The following is a 14,586-nucleotide window of genomic DNA, read 5'->3' as shown; positions in this document are numbered from 1 at the left end:
TGTGATTTTTCCTTAATTGATAGTTGGCTTTGGATATTTTAAATCTTTATTGGTGATAAGCTGAACAATATAAAATTGACTAAATCTCTAAATCGGGTTTTTATACTTATATTTTTCAGCTTATTTCTTATACATTAATCAGATCAATACCTACAAAGGTTTTACCTATTCCGTTGATTGCTCTAAAATTACACTTTTCCAGTATTTTGCGAATTTTCGCTTTCCACTCCCATGCAATTTTTTGATTTAAGTCGTCAGTTTAAACTCAGTGATATTCTCACCCCTGTTAAGACCTTGCAGGATCTGTCTCAACAAGAATGGTTTTTAGCCAAAATACGGGTTGAACATGACTGCCTGTCTAATTCGGACTTGGTCGAAGGTCAGGTCGTACTTAAATCTAATCAGAATATCCAGGTCGAACTGGAATGGCTGATTCAGGATACCGGTTATGAATTACAGGTGCTATTCAAAGGTGTTGAAACCGAAGCTTTTGAAGAAACACTGGTGATGGTTAAAGGCGCGCAACTGGTCGATGAACAACAGCAACTGATTTCTGCACAAGCTTTAAGTTTATGGATTGACGGGACATTACTCCCGATGTTGCCGAATATCCGCAAAGAAATTAAAGCGCGCTTAAACCTGTGGGATTATGTGGAATATGATGGTTAATTCATTTTTCCATTTCTAAAATTTGAAAGAGCCATATCGGCTCTTTTTCGTTTACAGGGAATTTACCTAATATATTTAATTGGTTAAATTGCCCTTGCCTGAATATTTTTATGGCAATGCCTATTTTAGACATACAGATTAAGCTTGATTAAAATAATAAAGAGAAAACATCATGATTTCCCCTTCTGAATGGCAAAATATCCGTCAAGTTGTTGCAGATGCGCAGCGTGCAGCAATGCATTGTTCGATCGCAACCGTCAATCCCCAAGGCTTTCCTAGTATTACTCCGATCGGAACTGTCTTTCTGGATCAGCAGTCTAGTACAGGTTTCTTTTTTGATACTTACTCCACCACCTTCTCTGAAAATTTACAGCATCAGCCACTTGCCTGCATTCAGGCTGTGAATAGCAGCAAACTGTTCTGGTTAAGTTCCATGTTCAAGGGAAAATTTAAGCATTATCCCGGTGTACGTTTATATGCAGAGATTGGCTCTTTACGTCCTGCAACAGCGGAAGAGATTGAGAAAGTTGAATCTCGTATCTCTACATTAAAATGGAGTAAAGGTAGCAAATTGATCTGGTCCAGATTTCATCATGTTCGGGGTATTAAAGTTAAGGATTATCGCTGGGTCGAATATCCTAATATGCAGGTAGAAAATACTTAAATACTTTCTAAAAGTAAGCTTATTTCATAAATATACTTAATATTTATATTTATTCATAACTCAAATTAGACCGACATGCTCGAACATCATCCGGTAACTATCTGCTTTCTTATCCAGAGCCAAAGGATAAGCCCGGGATGAAGATGGCATCCGGTATAGATACAAATCACGGCCAATAAAATGTGCCTGAGTAGGCTCGCCTATACTTGGTTTCAACGTACCTTCAGGCATCGATAGCATCAGGGTATCTGTAGCCTTGTCACCTGTGGTCATAATATGGTTGCAGTCTGGCATTTTCCCCAATAGATCCTGCAAATTGGTTGGCACTACAATTTCCAGAAATTTATCGGAAGCATTTCCCTTCAGGCGTCGGATCTGATAAGCACTGTCAAAAATCGCGATTCCCGTTTCCGTTAAAAATTCTCGGATTAGATGTTCCTGAAATTTTTTATTAGGTAAGTCTAAAAAGTAATCTTTATTTTTAAAGAAAATTAACCCAAATATCCGCCACATATCATTTTGATAATTCGGATAATAAAAATTCATTTTCCAGCGCGTTGCGGGTGGCGGAAAGCTGCCCAACATCAGTAATTTGGCATTGGGCGGTAAAAATGGCGGTAATGGATGGGTTTCAATATCCAACATAAACTGTTCCAGATTCAGGTATTTCAGTTATTTTAGAATGCCTGACGGATCTTGCTAGCGACTTCTTGTCCCCAAAGTGTATAAACTTCCTTACTTGGATGAAAACCATCTTTGGCCATTTGTAAATTCATGGCCCGATATTTTTCAATATCGTATTCAATCCATTGCATGTTGATCTGCTTGTTCACAAATTTTTCCAGTTGTTGGTTCATGTGTTTGGCATATTGACCAAATAACCAGGCCAAAGGATTCGGTAAAGCTGGGAACATGTTCATTGGAGGGACACCGGCTGCAATGACCAGTTTTGGATTAAACTTTTGCTGGATTTTGCCATAAAACTGTTCCTGCTTCTTGATCCAGACATCGGCAGGCATGAGCTTAGTCACATCATTCACGCCGACTGAAGTCACGACCACATCATAGGATTTAGCTTCAATCTGGTCTAAAGTACGAATGACCTTTGAGGTGGTATCGCCCGTTTTTGCCTGTAACTTCCATTCAATTTCAAAGTCATTTTTTAGCTCATTCAGAATCGCGCCAAGTAAGGCATCATTCTGATGATCTACCCCGACCCCTGCTGCTGCTGAATCACCCACAATCAGTAATGAAAGTTTTTTGCCTGTTCCTGTTTGACCTTCACGTGCACCCTCTGGTTCTGGAAGTTTTATCGTATTTTTTTTGACACGGTTACCCTGAATTACGAGCGCGGGAATTAAGGCGATAGTGGCAGCTTTGAGCAACATAATGGACTAATTTATATAAAGATATGATTAATTTTACTGCAATTTATGGATTACGAGTAATACGTCAGCAGTCATTTTTAATGAATATTCACGTAACTTTAACTAGCAAAATAAAAAAATCCCGGCGTTTAACGGGATTTTTTAATGTGGCTGATATATCAAACTTTATGATCATTCCAGCGGTTCATGCGCTTGAACGTCCCAATATCATTAAAGCGTACACCCACTTCTTTCATGACTTTATGCGCCGTTTTAGAGGTCAACTGACGTATATAAAAGGGTTCTTTGACCACAAAATGATGGATCGCATGAGTTGAACCGAAATTACAGCAAAATAACTGGAATGGCATCATCCACCATGGATTCAGTACCTGAGTCTGCTTGATGACATCGCGTGGATCAATATCACCATAATAATGCATATTGGAGCTAACGAATTGCAGGCTAAAAGAACGGATAAAATTCGGAATGATCCAAATTACTGCCAAGAAATTCACGAGCGGTATAGCTTCGATGATACTTTCCGACCAAAGCATTTCATAACCAAAGATTGGTGCAACGGCATTGCCTACATGAAAGACTACAAATAAATAGCACAGACCATAATAAATCAAGCTTAATGGCAAGAAGCCTAATAGCTGAGAAATCATGGCAACTTTACGTTCTTTTTCAGGCTGTTTTTCCATAAAAAGATGAATCATTTTAAACATCTGAAAAGGACGCAAATACACTGACATCAACTGGTCACTGATCACTAGAATGCGGCGAATCCCCCATGGCATACCATTACTGATGCCACGTTCTTCAAGATCATATTCAGTGCCTGAATATTTATGATGATGCAAATGCATGCGTCGGCGAGCCCATGGACTAATCGTATTTGGACGAGCCAGCCACACTAAAGCCAACATTAAATGATGTGCCCAAGGCGTTTTTTTGAAATACATATAATGAATCAGATCATGTTCCAATTCATGTGTCAGTGAAGCAAAAATTGCAATCAATGGAATGGTGAACCAAGCAGAAAGATAACCATATCCATATGCCAATGCACATGCAATCATCCCCGTCCAGGCAAAACCTAAAATACTCGCACCAATGAAATTCTGATGTTTGAGTATAGGATAACGGGTACGTATTTCTTCCCCGGCCTGTGTAACGATATTTCTGACCTTAGAGATTCGCTGTTGGTCAGTCATATCCGAAGATGTAGACATATGGACAACCTTTGATTTCTGAACAGTTGTACATTAAAGGAATTTATAAAAAAGAGAAGTTATCTTTCCACTTTCGCAGTGAGTATGTCCAAGTTTTGGGCAGTTTTAGTAATTTTTTTAAGATCAAGAATAAAGCAGAAAAATAAGGAGATATTTTCTATAAAATTTATCGTCTAAAAATTCTTTTCTTAAAAATTTAATCATCTCTATTCTAATAGAATTTTTATTTTTATAGTAAAATAAAATTTATTCATCATCAAAGTGTTAATGACTTTTAGAGATTTAACTAATTATCTTAGTAATTTATAACGTTTTTAAATCCGATACCAGAATTATCCTACCTACTTTTATCCAAAATTTTGAATACTAAAAAGTAAAAAAGCCCCGAATGGAGCTTTTTAAATTGAGGTTTTAACCTAATTTATTGACTAATTTTAGCGGTAATACTTTCATTGCCAAACCGAGGGGCAACCAAGGCCATTTCGGCACATAAGCTTTGACTGGTGCTTTCTCAATTTCTTCTGCCAATAAACGTGAACCAGTTTTCTCATCCACTTCAAATGGTAATTTTTTCGCGCCTTCATTAATTTCAGTACGAATATAGCCTGGGAAAATGGTCGTGACTTTAATTGGTGTATCAATTAGCTCAGCACGAATGCCTTCAGCCAGATGTGCAACCCCAGCCTTACTTGCGCCATAAGCAGTCAAGTGTTTTGGCATACCACGCATTGCGCTCATCGATGAAATCATCACCAGATGACCGGAGTTTTGTGCGCGGAAAATTTCCACTGCAGCTTCACATTGTGCCAATGCAGAAATAAAGTTGGTTTCAACAGTAGCTTTATTGATCGCAAAATTACCTTTACCAATCCGGCGGCCTTCACCTACACCGGCATTGACAATAATCCGGTCAATGGTGCCAAAGTCTTCTTTAAAGGCACGGAAAACTTCAAAAACCTGATCATAATTGGTCACATCCAGTGTTTTGGCAATGACTTTAATATCATATTGGCTCTCGAGTTCCTGCTTCAAAGTTTCCAGACGTTCCAGACGACGTGCACAAATCGCCAGGTTATACCCTTTTTTTGCAAATTCACGTGCCATACCGGCACCAATCCCTGAACTTGCACCAGTAATTAAAATCGTTTTAGCCATATTTTTACCCTATCCCTTTATTTTATAAGGTGTTTTATCTTCAATAATTTTTAAATCCAGGTTAGCAGGTCTGGACGCTGTGCTTTAATAAAATGATGTTCATTCAAACTGAGTAGCTGGGGTTCATTTCCGACCAGACGTAATGTAGTAATGCTGGTATTGGTAATTGCCCAGTTTAAAGCGAAAGTTTTCTCTGGACTCAGACCCAGGATTTTGCCTACTGCCACAGAGATGACACCACCCGAGGTATACACGATTGCATAGCGCGGTTTAGTTTGCGCAAGCTGATCACATAAGTTCTGCAAACCGGTTTCTACGCGGCTTTTAAAATTTGGCCAGGATTCATCATATTCATGGTGATAATCATCACAGGTCCAGCGAGCAATCGCTCCACTAAAGATCTTGCTCAGATAATCCCGTGGATTGGCATGTTCTGAGACATCCTGCTTAAGCAGTTCAGGCTGATTAAAACGCGGTTCATAACGGGCAAAGACCTGCTGATGATTAAACTCATTCCAGGCACTATCGGTCAAAATCTCGCTTTCAGGAAAACATTCATCTAAAGATAACTGTGCCGTCTGTTGATGACGTTGCATGGAACCAGCCACTACATACGGTGCTTCTTTCAGAATTTCATCAAAATAACGACCGAGCAATTTTGCCTGTAGTTCCCCATTTGGCGAAAGCTGATCATAACTGGCTGCCCCGAAAGATGCCTGTCCATGCCGGATCAAGTAAATGGTGGTCATTTTGGCATTAACTCTTTAAATTTCAGGATATATTTTTGTGCAATGTCATTGGCTTCAAGCTTTTGTAGACCAATCAGTTTTAAGGCACGAATATGCAAGGCATGAATGACTACCCAAAAATCCTTAAAGGCTGGATTGTTGGTTTGTTTGTGGTAATAACGGTAATAGATCTGCTGAGCAATTACCGAGAGACGGAAAATCCCAAACACTTCATAGAATGTCCAGTTTTCCGGTTGCAGACCGGTTTTCTCCAAATAGTAATCGACCACTTCTTTACGGGTAAACATACCTTTTAAATTGGTCGGCTGGCGACGTGTTGCTTTAAAAATGGCATTGTCCGTATCTTCTACCCAATAAGCCAAGGCAGAACCCAAGTCCATCAGCGGATCACCCAGGGTGGCCATTTCCCAGTCCAGCACCCCAATAACTTCAGTTGGATTTTCTGGATCCAAAATGACATTATCAAAACGCCAGTCATTGTGAATGACACAGGTTTTAGAATCAGATGGAATATTATCTTTCAGCCAGTTACGCACGTATTTAAAAGATGGAACATTTAATGTTTTGGCTTTTTCGTAACGTGCATCCCAGCCTTCTACCTGACGACGGCAATAGCCTTCACCTTTGCCTAACTTTTCCAGTTCTGTACCAGTGTAAGGAACTTGGTGTAGTTCGATCAGCTTATCAATCACATTAATACATAGAGTCTGGATATCTGGTTCAGTCAGTTGTAATTCAGGCGGCAGCTTGGCACGCGGAATAATACCTTCAATGCGTTTCATCACATAAAAATCACAGCCAATGACTGATTCATCCTGACAAAGTGCCACCATTTCAGGTACGACTGGATAGTGTTCAGCCAAAGCTTTTTGTACATGATATTCACGTGCCATGTCATGCGCAGATTTAGCTTTAGTCCCTTGAGGCGGACGACGTAGAATCAAATCGGCATTGGCATATTGCAAACGATAAGTCCAGTTTGAAGCTCCACCGGAATATTGAGTAAGCTCTAAAGGACCTTCTACATTTACTCCTTGTTGATTTAACCAATCTGTGATGGCCTGTACATCCAGTTCCTCACCTTCACGAACTGATCCACCTACATCAATGACCGCCATAATTTTTCCTTAAAATCTTCTAATACGTTTCAATGTTCTGTATATAAAGCCAGCTTATTTTTTACGACGTGTGCTATAACCACGTTTTGCCAGTTCCAGCTTGGCAATCATACCTTTATGCACTTCATCCGGACCATCAGCCAGACGTAAGGCACGGGCTTGGGCAAAGAATCCGGTCAGCGGTGTATCACGAGAAACACCCGCACCACCGTGGATCTGAATCGCCATATCCACAACTTTTTCCAGTACACTTGGCGCAACGACTTTAATTGCAGAAATTTCAGTCAGTGCTGCCATATTCCCTAAAGTATCCATTTTATAGGCAGCATACAAGGTTAATAATCGAGCCTGATCGATCGCCACACGTGCTTCTGCGACACGTTCCAGGTTACCACCCAGTTTTAAAATCTCTTTACCAAATGCGGTACGGCTCATACCCCGGTCAATCATAAGTTCTAATGATTTTTCAGCAGCACCGATGCAACGCATACAATGGTGAATACGGCCTGGCCCTAAACGCCCTTGGGCAATTTCAAAGCCTTGACCTGCACCCCCAATAAAATTCGAAACTGGAACACGAACATTATCGAAGCTGACTTCGCCGTGGCCATGTGGTGCATCATAATCACCAAAGACTGGAAGCATCCGTTCAATTTTCACGCCTGCAGTATCGACTGGAACTAAAACCATGGAATGCTGATGATGACGGTCTTTGGATTCATCCGGCGTATGTGCCATAAAAATAATAATTTTGGCATTTGGATCACCCAAACCTGAAGACCACCATTTACGACCATTCAAAACAATTTCATCACCTTCAACCACCGCTGTCGCCTGCATATTGGTAGCATCACTAGAAGCCACTGCAGGTTCAGTCATACAGAACACTGAACGGATTTTCCCTTCCAGAAGTGGCATCAACCATTGCTGTTTTTGTTCTTCAGAACCATAGCGCCACAATACTTCCATATTGCCACTATCTGGCGCATTGCAGTTAAAGACCGTAGGTGCAATCAGGCTTCGTCCAGAAAGTTCAGCGATATGTGCATATTCCTGAACGGATAATCCCTGTCCTAATTCTGGACAAGGCAAAAACATATTCCAGAGACCTGCTGCTTTGGCTTTATCTTTCAATGTTTCAAGTTCTGCCGGCCATTGCCATTTGGTCCAGTCGCCACCTTGGTTCAGTTGATGCACCTGATGCCAGAAACCAGCCTCGACAGGTTCAATTTCATCAGTAATAAACTTTTTTGTTCTATTTAAATAATCCTGTGCTCGTGCAGACAACTCAAACATTGCTTTATCCCTCTGAATATTCTAATTCATACGCTTTACAACACCTTAACCCAAAATATATTATGAATAAAATGATTTAATTCCATATAGTAGTATGCATAGTATTCATTCAAAAACCCTGATGGACCTACGAAATTTTCATCGTATTGATATTAATCTTTATCCACTTTTTATTGCCATTTACGAACAAAACAGTATTTCTAAAGCCGCGCAAATTCTATCGATAAGCCAGTCAGCGGCCAGTCATGCTTTACAACGTTTAAGACAGCATTTACAGGATGATTTATTTGTGCGAACGGGTAGCAAGATGCAGCCCACACCGTTTGCGGATCAGATCTATCCTGAAATTAAAAATGCACTTTTTGCGATTCAGAATATTTCGATGCAGCATCAGCAATTCAGACCGGAATTGATTCATAGCTTAAAAATCGCTGTACATGATGAAATTGAACCCATGATATTTCCAAAACTGGTTCAACATTTTCAAAAAATTAACCTGGATCTTCAGCTGAGTAGCATGAAACTCGACCGTAAAAATATTGCTGCAGATCTCGCCTCTCAACAGGTCGATTTTGTCATTGATCTTGAGCAAAGTAGTAGTGAAAAAATTCAGTTTGAACGACTGGTACAAGATGAATTTGTGGTCTGTACACAACAAACAGAAATGAATGAACAGGTTTATCTGGCTTCACCTCATATTGGTGTTTCCTCACGCCGTACGGGAGTTTTAGTTGAAGATATATATCTAAGTCGAAAACATTATTCCCGACAGATTTTTTTACGTTGCCAACACTATTCTACAGCTCTACAAATTCTGGAACAGCAAAAAACTGCCATGCTGACAATTCCTAAAAATGTATTGACACATCTACAGTTAGCAAACTGTCTGAATATTTTTGACGTTCCTGTACAACTGCCGAAAATTAATATAGGGATGTATTGGCATAAAGATTTGCAAGAAAATAAAAGACATCAATTTTTGAGAAATGAAATTTATAAAATTTTTGCTTAGGCTATTTTTATTATCAGGTTTTAGGATTGAGATTGGCCTAATTTGATAGTGTTTAGGCTATTTTATCGGTACAAAACTAAACACTGATTGATGGCTTTTTAAGCCCTATGCGGAGTGGCTTTGATCTAAAATGGCTCAACTTTTAGCTGTGTTTATGCGGCTGTTTTTGCTGATTTGGATCTTGCCCTTGTTACATCTCTCCACCACCTGGCAAATTGTGCTGGGCTTCGTACTTCTGTGTTTTTCTTATTATTTGCTGCATAAAATTACGGTGTATTTAAAAGACCTATTTCGCCCCTTTAAGAAAGGTAAGAAATATTGGTGCCGGGTAAGTGCGGTCAGTGATGGTGACACCCTCACCTGCTACCGTTTTAATATCCGTCGCTCTGAGACCAAATTACGTTTTGCCTATGTCGATGCACCTGAATCTTCACAGGCCTATGGTAAGGAATCACTACGCCTGGTTCAAAGTATGGTTAAAAATAAAATGATTCGGGTACAAATTACGGATATTGACCGTTATGGTCGCTGTGTCGGTGTGGTCTATCGTTATCGCAAGAATATCAATGAAGAGATTGTGAAACGTGGTGCGGCATGGGTTTATGAGGAATATATCCGGGATAAAAACCATTTACGCTATATGATGGAACTACAGAATAAAGCCAAAAAGCAGAAAAAAGGGTTATGGAAAAACAGCCGCCCTGTCCGTCCAAGTGTGTATCGTAAACAGATCAAAGCCTCATCATGATTTTAAATATCTAAAATTTAGCCTATAAAAAGGGATTTGTAATAACAAATCCCTTTTCTTTATTCAGTTTATATTATGACCTAATAGGCCAAATGCACCAGAAAGCGGAATGCTCCTGCAATAAGTGCCAGTGTCAAAAAACCTGCAAGCCATAAGCCTACAAACCATACTATCTGTTTGCGTGTCATACCTGCTCCTTAATGATAACCATCATCACCAACACGCACCTTGTGCCGGAATACCCAATAGGACATGCAGGTATAAATCACGATAATCGGAATCAGGATTAAGGCTCCAATCAAAGCAAATAACTGGCTATTTTCATGTGCCGCTGCCTGCCAGATCGTGACTGATGGCGGAATAATATATGGCCACAGACTAATCAGAAAACCGGTATATGCCAGGAATACCAGCACCAGCATATAGGAAAATGGACCTAGTTCACTGCGTCTTTTACAAGCGCGTAAGGCTAGCCAAGTAAACAATATGACTAAGATCGGTACGGGCATAAAGTAGGTGAATTGTGGCTGACTGAACCAGCGCTCCGCAATTTGCGGATGGGTCAACGGCGTATAAACACTGACAGCACCTAGAATAATCAGTAAGGCTATAATCAGCTTCGGCATCAGTTTAAACATGCGATCCTGTAAATCATCACCGGTTTTATAAATGAGCCATCCACAGCCTAATGCTGCATATAGCACCACGACACTGACTCCGGTAAAGATACTGAATGGACTAAGCCAGTCCAGACCACCACCCACATAGACACCATTTCGCGTTTCAATTCCCTGAATATATGCACCCAGAATCATTCCTTGCAAGAAACTGGTGACGATCGACCCACCTATAAAGGCTTTATCCCACCAGTGTTTGCTTTTATTCGCCTTAAAACGAAACTCAAAAGCGACACCACGAAAAATCAAGGCGATCACCATCAGGATAATGGGCATATATAGCGCTGAGAGTACCGTCGAATAAGCCAATGGAAAGGCAGCAAATAATCCGGCGCCCCCTAGAACCATCCAAGTTTCATTACCATCCCAGACCGGAGCGACCGTATTCATCATGACATCGCGTTCATCCTGATGCGGGAAGAATGGAAATAGAATGCCAATGCCCAGATCGAAACCATCGAGAATGGTATAGACCAGTACACCCAAGCCAATAATCGCAATCCAAATTAATGATAAATCAATCATTTTTTATCCTCCTGATCCGGATGTTCAGGAACCTCTTCAATACGTTCGCGAATACTGCTCAATGGTCGACGGGAAGCCTGAACCACATCGCTATCCGATTCATGGTGTGGTCTGGAATGAATAAATTCTGGACCTCTATGCATTAGGCGCAACATGTAGAAAATTCCTACGCCAAAAACAACACAGTACACCACCACAAAGATAATCAAGGTTAGACCGACCTGTTCAGCAGACACTGGTGATAATGCATCTTTGGTCCGCATAATGCCGTAGACTACCCAAGGCTGACGGCCGACTTCTGTGGTAAACCATCCTGCCAGCATGGCAAGAAATCCGGATGGGCCCATGATGAGTGCAAAACGATGCAGACCACGTGACTCATAAAAACGTCCTCGGGTACGTGACCATAGCCCCCATAGTGCAAGCAAGAGCATCAACATACCCAGCCCGACCATAATCCTGAAACTCCAGAACACGACCAGTGAATTGGGCCGATCTTCAGGCGCAAAATCTTTAAGCCCCGTGACTTTTCCGTCCATAGAGTGCGTCAGAATCAGGCTACCCAATTTAGGAATACCAATGGCATATTTGGTTTCTTCAGCTTGCATGTCTGGAATCCCAAACAGGTATAAAGGCATTCCTTCATCATGATTGGTTTCCCAATGGCCTTCCATCGCGGCCAGTTTGGCTGGCTGATGTTCAAGCGTATTCAGACCATGCATATCCCCTACAAAAATCTGTAAAGGTGCAAGTGCCAGAATTAGCCACATAGCCATGGAAAATGAAGTTTTGACTAAAGGATCGCGACGACCCTTGATCAGATGCCATGCCGCTGTTGAGGCTACAAGTAAGGCCGAAACCAGAAAGGCGGCCATTGCCATATGGGCCAGACGATAAGGAAAAGACGGGTTAAATACGATCGCTACCCAGTCTTGCGGGACGATCAGGCCATTTTCAATCGCAAAACCTTGAGGGGTCTGCATCCAGCTATTGGAAGATAAAATCCAGAACATGGAAATACAGGTGCCGATTGCCACCATTAAAGTGGAGAAAAAGTGCGCTCGTGGGCCAACCCGATCCCAGCCAAAGAGCATGATGCCCAGGAATCCGGCTTCTAAAAAGAACGCAGTTAAAACTTCATAAGCCAGCAAAGGCCCAGTCACACTTCCAGCGACTCGGGAAAACTCACTCCAGTTAGTTCCGAACTGGTAACTCATCACCACACCGGATACGACGCCCATACCAAATGCGACGGCGAAAATTTTGACCCAAAACTTGAACAGATCCTGAAAAATCGGATTTTTAGTCTTTAACCAACGCCATTCAAGAATAGCCAGAAAACTTGCTAATCCGATTGAAATTGCAGGAAAGATAATATGGAAAGATACAGTAAAGGCGAACTGTATGCGTGCTAACTCTAATGCAGTTAAACCCAGAGTCATAAACTTCACCTATGCAGTGTTATTTGGCATATCTGCCCTTCAGTTATTAAGTGATGGATTTTTCTAGTGCTTAGGTAGCTTAGGCTGAATCATTCTTAAAAGTATGTAGCCTTTTGTTGATTGTTTTTTTAATCAGGTTAAGGACTTGTAACAACTTAGTCAAAAGGACGTTAACCATGCAAAAATTTTCAAAATTCCCCTCTTGTTTAATTGAATAAAGAGACGTAGATTAGGCACAATTTAGTTAGCCAGGTTAACTATATGTTTCAACCCTCTTCCAGATTTCGTTCACTGTTGCTGCGTTGCGCACGACTCATGAGTGATGAAATCAATACTATTTTATTATCCTCCCAACTTAATTATTCCTTATGGCAAGTGCTCTACACCATTCAATCCCAACAGCAATGCACGCTGGTTGATATTTCAAGCTATTTAAATGTTTCAAAACCAAGCATAACCAAACGTATCCAGCATTTAAGTGAACTCGACTTAATCTGCCAGATCGAAACCGAAGATAAACGTCAAAAATTATTTAAACTCAGCGAGCAAGGGGTTCAAACCTTTAACCTGTGTTCTAAACAGATTGATGCTTTTGAAGATCAGTTACTGCAACAGATTGACTCAGATGATCTGCAAAGCAGTAAAAACACTTTGGTACAGCTGATTCAGCAACTACACCCTTCATCTCAGGAAACACCACAATGAGCCAAGATCAAGCCCGCTTATGGACCCCTAATTTCGTCCTGGTCAGTCTGGTTAATTTCCAGCTCGTTCTAGTGTTTTACCTGCTGGTGATTGTGATTGTCGGTTTCTCGGTCGCTGAACTAGGAGCATCGACTGCACAAGCCGGTCTGGTATCCGGTCTATTTATTGTCGGAACGCTAATTGGACGCTTATTTATCGGGAAATTGCTGAATCGTCTAGGGCTGAAAAATACCCTGGTGATTGGCCTGACTGGCTTTTTGCTATTTTCCGGACTTTATATGATTCCGGCCAAACTAGAAGTGTTATTGGGTATTCGTCTGATACATGGCTTTATGATGGGTATGGCATCTACCGTACTCGGCACAGTAATTGCGCAAACCATTCCGGCAACACGACGTGGTGAAGGTATTGGTTATTTCAGTATGAGCAGTACGCTCGGTACAGCGATTGGTCCTTTTGTCGGGATCTGGCTGATGACGAATTTTAATTATCAGGTGATTTTTATCTTTACTACTCTTGTTGCGCTCAGCTGCCTGATTTGCGGTCTGTTTATCCAGCCACCGCGTCTTAAAGCGAGTGGTACATCGACTTCATCCGTTCCGCAATCTGCCAGTAAACTCGCTCAATATGTAGAGCCGAATGCCTTGCCGATTGCTATCATTGTCCTGCTGGTGGCTACCTGTTATTCAGGCGTATTGTCCTTTATCCACTTCTATGCCAAAGACATCAATCTGGTCGAAGCAGCCTCTTTCTTCTTCCTGATGTATGCTTTTGCCATTCTGCTGTCGCGTCCTTTTACTGGTCCATTAATGGACCGTAAAGGTGAAAACATCATTATCTACCCTGCAATCGTGATTATGGCAGTAGGTATTCTGATGCTGAGTCAGGCACAAAACTCTGTGATGTTACTGGCGAGTGCCGCGTTATTAGGTTTTGGTTTCGGTAATATTCAGTCAGTGTGTCAGACTATTGCCGTGAAAAGTACCACCTTGCAACGGATGGGTCTGGCGACCTCGACTTTCTTTATTGCACTAGATGCTGGTCTTGGTTTCGGACCTTATTTCCTCGGTATGCTGCTGGATCAGGTGGGTTATCGTCAGCTTTATTTGTTCTCCGCAGTGCTTACTTTTAGCTGTCTGATCTGGTATTACCTGCTGCATGGCCGCAAGGTTAAATCGACTTCAGTCAAAGCTTAAACGAGTTGATTCGATACTTTTTTAA

16 protein-coding genes are annotated in these 14,586 nt (G+C 41.2%); 6 read left to right on the top strand and 10 right to left on the bottom strand.

From position 1 onward, the window contains the following. The first annotated feature begins 231 nt into the window (after positions 1-231). Entirely contained in the window at positions 232-669 is a 438-nt protein-coding gene (locus FTV31_RS10645; protein ID WP_180014767.1) for a hypothetical protein, read from the top strand. 172 nt (positions 670-841) lie between these two features. After that, positions 842-1,333, top strand: coding sequence for a pyridoxamine 5'-phosphate oxidase family protein (locus FTV31_RS10640; protein WP_180014765.1), 492 nt, complete (start codon positions 842-844; stop codon positions 1,331-1,333). Between the two features lie 60 nt (positions 1,334-1,393). Here the strand turns inward: FTV31_RS10640 and FTV31_RS10635 are convergent, their stop codons facing one another. From FTV31_RS10635 to FTV31_RS10605, 7 genes are all read right to left on the bottom strand, one after another. Further along, positions 1,394-1,978, bottom strand: coding sequence for a uracil-DNA glycosylase family protein (locus FTV31_RS10635; RefSeq protein ID WP_180014764.1), 585 nt, complete (start codon positions 1,976-1,978; stop codon positions 1,394-1,396). A 32-nt stretch (positions 1,979-2,010) separates the two neighbouring features. Continuing rightward, positions 2,011-2,721, bottom strand: coding sequence for an SGNH/GDSL hydrolase family protein (locus tag FTV31_RS10630; RefSeq protein ID WP_159122902.1), 711 nt, complete (start codon positions 2,719-2,721; stop codon positions 2,011-2,013). Positions 2,722-2,879: 158 nt separating this feature from the next. Then, positions 2,880-3,938 (bottom strand): fatty acid desaturase, encoded by a 1,059-nt coding sequence (locus tag FTV31_RS10625; RefSeq protein WP_180014761.1) that lies wholly within the window; start codon positions 3,936-3,938, stop codon positions 2,880-2,882. A 411-nt stretch (positions 3,939-4,349) separates the two neighbouring features. Next, positions 4,350-5,093: an SDR family oxidoreductase gene (locus tag FTV31_RS10620; RefSeq protein WP_004785546.1), complete on the bottom strand. Its 744-nt coding sequence runs from the start codon at positions 5,091-5,093 to the stop codon at positions 4,350-4,352. 50 nt (positions 5,094-5,143) lie between these two features. Further along, positions 5,144-5,842, bottom strand: coding sequence for a histidine phosphatase family protein (locus FTV31_RS10615; RefSeq protein WP_034702771.1), 699 nt, complete (start codon positions 5,840-5,842; stop codon positions 5,144-5,146). Next, positions 5,839-6,960 (bottom strand): phosphotransferase family protein, encoded by a 1,122-nt coding sequence (locus FTV31_RS10610; protein ID WP_125278629.1) that lies wholly within the window; start codon positions 6,958-6,960, stop codon positions 5,839-5,841. The genes FTV31_RS10615 and FTV31_RS10610 overlap by 4 nt, the downstream gene beginning before the upstream one ends. A gap of 54 nt (positions 6,961-7,014) precedes the next feature. Continuing rightward, positions 7,015-8,256, bottom strand: a complete 1,242-nt coding sequence (locus tag FTV31_RS10605; RefSeq protein ID WP_180014759.1) for an acyl-CoA dehydrogenase family protein — start codon at positions 8,254-8,256, stop codon at positions 7,015-7,017. 94 nt (positions 8,257-8,350) lie between these two features. Between FTV31_RS10605 and FTV31_RS10600 the strand changes: the two genes are divergently transcribed. Together FTV31_RS10600 and FTV31_RS10595 are read left to right on the top strand one after the other, a co-directional pair. Beyond that, on the top strand, positions 8,351-9,268 hold the full coding sequence (locus FTV31_RS10600) for a LysR family transcriptional regulator (RefSeq protein ID WP_180014757.1): 918 nt from the start codon (positions 8,351-8,353) through the stop codon (positions 9,266-9,268). Positions 9,269-9,398: 130 nt separating this feature from the next. Further along, positions 9,399-10,016, top strand: a complete 618-nt coding sequence (locus tag FTV31_RS10595) for a thermonuclease family protein (RefSeq protein WP_004785537.1) — start codon at positions 9,399-9,401, stop codon at positions 10,014-10,016. Positions 10,017-10,096: 80 nt separating this feature from the next. Here the strand turns inward: FTV31_RS10595 and FTV31_RS10590 are convergent, their stop codons facing one another. Genes FTV31_RS10590 through FTV31_RS10580 form a run of 3 tightly spaced genes read right to left on the bottom strand, consistent with a single transcriptional unit; the run spans position 10,097 to position 12,660 of the window. Further along, the gene (locus FTV31_RS10590; RefSeq protein WP_104426067.1) at positions 10,097-10,204 is read right to left on the bottom strand and encodes a DUF2474 domain-containing protein; all 108 of its coding nucleotides are present in this window, start codon (positions 10,202-10,204) and stop codon (positions 10,097-10,099) included. 9 nt (positions 10,205-10,213) lie between these two features. Then, entirely contained in the window at positions 10,214-11,218 is a 1,005-nt protein-coding gene (cydB, locus tag FTV31_RS10585; RefSeq protein ID WP_034702762.1) for a cytochrome d ubiquinol oxidase subunit II, read from the bottom strand. Continuing rightward, positions 11,215-12,660, bottom strand: a complete 1,446-nt coding sequence (locus FTV31_RS10580; protein WP_159122896.1) for a cytochrome ubiquinol oxidase subunit I — start codon at positions 12,658-12,660, stop codon at positions 11,215-11,217. The genes cydB and FTV31_RS10580 overlap by 4 nt, the downstream gene beginning before the upstream one ends. Before the next feature lie 261 nt (positions 12,661-12,921). On the opposite strand from FTV31_RS10580, the gene FTV31_RS10575 reads away from it, so the two are divergent. Next, the gene (locus tag FTV31_RS10575) at positions 12,922-13,365 is read left to right on the top strand and encodes a MarR family winged helix-turn-helix transcriptional regulator (RefSeq protein ID WP_180014755.1); all 444 of its coding nucleotides are present in this window, start codon (positions 12,922-12,924) and stop codon (positions 13,363-13,365) included. Further along, positions 13,362-14,561, top strand: a complete 1,200-nt coding sequence (locus tag FTV31_RS10570; RefSeq protein ID WP_180014753.1) for an MFS transporter — start codon at positions 13,362-13,364, stop codon at positions 14,559-14,561. Before FTV31_RS10575 ends, FTV31_RS10570 begins: the two co-directional genes overlap by 4 nt. Positions 14,562-14,586 lie beyond the last annotated feature (25 nt).

This window comes from Acinetobacter sp. YH16031 (assembly GCF_013417335.1).
Taxonomy (GTDB): domain Bacteria; phylum Pseudomonadota; class Gammaproteobacteria; order Pseudomonadales; family Moraxellaceae; genus Acinetobacter.
The sequence above is the reverse complement of the archived record's forward strand: the minus strand, read 5'-3'. Positions and strand labels throughout refer to the sequence as shown.

What these genes read in the sequence shown, in the direction of transcription:
- FTV31_RS10600 (WP_180014757.1), top strand. Translation starts at nt 8,351, where the DNA reads ATGCATAGTATTCATTCAAAAACCCTGATGGACCTACGAAATTTTCAT.
- FTV31_RS10630 (WP_159122902.1), bottom strand. Translation starts at nt 2,721, where the DNA reads ATGTTGCTCAAAGCTGCCACTATCGCCTTAATTCCCGCGCTCGTAATT.
- FTV31_RS10625 (WP_180014761.1), bottom strand. Translation starts at nt 3,938, where the DNA reads ATGTCTACATCTTCGGATATGACTGACCAACAGCGAATCTCTAAGGTC.
- FTV31_RS10570 (WP_180014753.1), top strand. Translation starts at nt 13,362, where the DNA reads ATGAGCCAAGATCAAGCCCGCTTATGGACCCCTAATTTCGTCCTGGTC.
- FTV31_RS10610 (WP_125278629.1), bottom strand. Translation starts at nt 6,960, where the DNA reads ATGGCGGTCATTGATGTAGGTGGATCAGTTCGTGAAGGTGAGGAACTG.
- FTV31_RS10580 (WP_159122896.1), bottom strand. Translation starts at nt 12,660, where the DNA reads ATGACTCTGGGTTTAACTGCATTAGAGTTAGCACGCATACAGTTCGCC.
- FTV31_RS10595 (WP_004785537.1), top strand. Translation starts at nt 9,399, where the DNA reads ATGGCTCAACTTTTAGCTGTGTTTATGCGGCTGTTTTTGCTGATTTGG.
- FTV31_RS10615 (WP_034702771.1), bottom strand. Translation starts at nt 5,842, where the DNA reads ATGACCACCATTTACTTGATCCGGCATGGACAGGCATCTTTCGGGGCA.
- FTV31_RS10575 (WP_180014755.1), top strand. Translation starts at nt 12,922, where the DNA reads ATGTTTCAACCCTCTTCCAGATTTCGTTCACTGTTGCTGCGTTGCGCA.
- FTV31_RS10620 (WP_004785546.1), bottom strand. Translation starts at nt 5,093, where the DNA reads ATGGCTAAAACGATTTTAATTACTGGTGCAAGTTCAGGGATTGGTGCC.
- cydB (WP_034702762.1), bottom strand. Translation starts at nt 11,218, where the DNA reads ATGATTGATTTATCATTAATTTGGATTGCGATTATTGGCTTGGGTGTA.
- FTV31_RS10590 (WP_104426067.1), bottom strand. Translation starts at nt 10,204, where the DNA reads ATGACACGCAAACAGATAGTATGGTTTGTAGGCTTATGGCTTGCAGGT.
- FTV31_RS10635 (WP_180014764.1), bottom strand. Translation starts at nt 1,978, where the DNA reads ATGTTGGATATTGAAACCCATCCATTACCGCCATTTTTACCGCCCAAT.
- FTV31_RS10640 (WP_180014765.1), top strand. Translation starts at nt 842, where the DNA reads ATGATTTCCCCTTCTGAATGGCAAAATATCCGTCAAGTTGTTGCAGAT.
- FTV31_RS10605 (WP_180014759.1), bottom strand. Translation starts at nt 8,256, where the DNA reads ATGTTTGAGTTGTCTGCACGAGCACAGGATTATTTAAATAGAACAAAA.
- FTV31_RS10645 (WP_180014767.1), top strand. Translation starts at nt 232, where the DNA reads ATGCAATTTTTTGATTTAAGTCGTCAGTTTAAACTCAGTGATATTCTC.